Here is a 766-nt window from a genome sequence, read left to right as displayed (position 1 = left end):
TGAGCGGTCCCGCACCTTGGGTACTTTGACGGGTACCGGACCCAGAGCGGTCATGATCTCGCGCTCCGGCAGATGCCCATTACGCACGACCGCCTGACGCCCATCAACCATCCGCACCGTCGCAAATTCTTCCAGCAATACCGCCACCTCAGCCTCTATGGCCTGCTCAATCAGAGAGCGTGCCGCGCGTCGAAGTATCCCTTCAATGCCCAGACCCAACTCTCCCATCCCACCTGCTATTACGGTATTCTTTTCCACGGCGTACTCCTTATGTTGCTCTTTGAGTCGGAAACCCTTTGTAGCAACAGTACGCCACCTCATTCAAGCCAGTTGTAACGCGCCCATACACCACTTTCGAGCATAGCTCGCCATGGGGACAGTTATTCAAACCAAGTTTGTTGATGAGGAATATGACATCGACGACGGGCTCGTGATTGCGCGGAACCAACTCAAGAATGGTGACGGCAACGAAATGACTACGACTGAAGTGCGCGAAGCTGTTCGAGATGCACTGAAGGACAAGCGATTTAATCGCCAACCAAAACTGTTCACCAACTGTGTTCGAGTTTTTTACGCGGACACTGACGAAGAAAAGCACCATGTGGACTTCCCCGTCTTGTCAAACAGCGTTTAAAAATGACCAGGTAACAGCGTATATTTTTGACCAGTTTTAGAGGGGGTGGCTGCGACGTTTTTTGAACCGGTAAGAATCGTTTCCGGTCTCCAGAATATCGCAGTGGTGGGTCAGTCGATCGAGAAGCGCCGT

2 protein-coding genes and 1 pseudogene are annotated in these 766 nt (G+C 52.2%); 1 reads left to right on the top strand and 2 read right to left on the bottom strand.

Going from position 1 to position 766, the window contains the following annotated elements; all coding sequences use genetic code 11:
- Positions 1-228: pseudogene (locus BLW97_RS18455) on the bottom strand (IS256 family transposase); the annotation flags it as partial.
- A 142-nt stretch (positions 229-370) separates the two neighbouring features.
- Here BLW97_RS18455 and BLW97_RS18450 point away from each other — a divergent pair.
- Positions 371-634 (top strand): cyclic GMP-AMP synthase DncV-like nucleotidyltransferase, encoded by a 264-nt coding sequence (locus tag BLW97_RS18450; protein ID WP_075324201.1) that lies wholly within the window; start codon positions 371-373, stop codon positions 632-634.
- Positions 635-670: 36 nt separating this feature from the next.
- Here the strand turns inward: BLW97_RS18450 and BLW97_RS19325 are convergent.
- A partial coding sequence (locus BLW97_RS19325) for an ATP-binding protein (RefSeq protein ID WP_242947821.1) occupies positions 671-766 on the bottom strand: 96 nt, incomplete at its 5' end.

This window comes from Acidithiobacillus albertensis (genome assembly GCF_001931655.1).
In the GTDB taxonomy this organism is placed as follows: domain Bacteria; phylum Pseudomonadota; class Gammaproteobacteria; order Acidithiobacillales; family Acidithiobacillaceae; genus Acidithiobacillus; species Acidithiobacillus thiooxidans.
This window is presented reverse-complemented; position numbering and strand designations above follow the sequence as displayed.

Excerpts from the sequence above, each read along its gene's own strand:
- BLW97_RS18450 (WP_075324201.1), top strand. The coding sequence starts at position 371 with ATGGGGACAGTTATTCAAACCAAGTTTGTTGATGAGGAATATGACATC.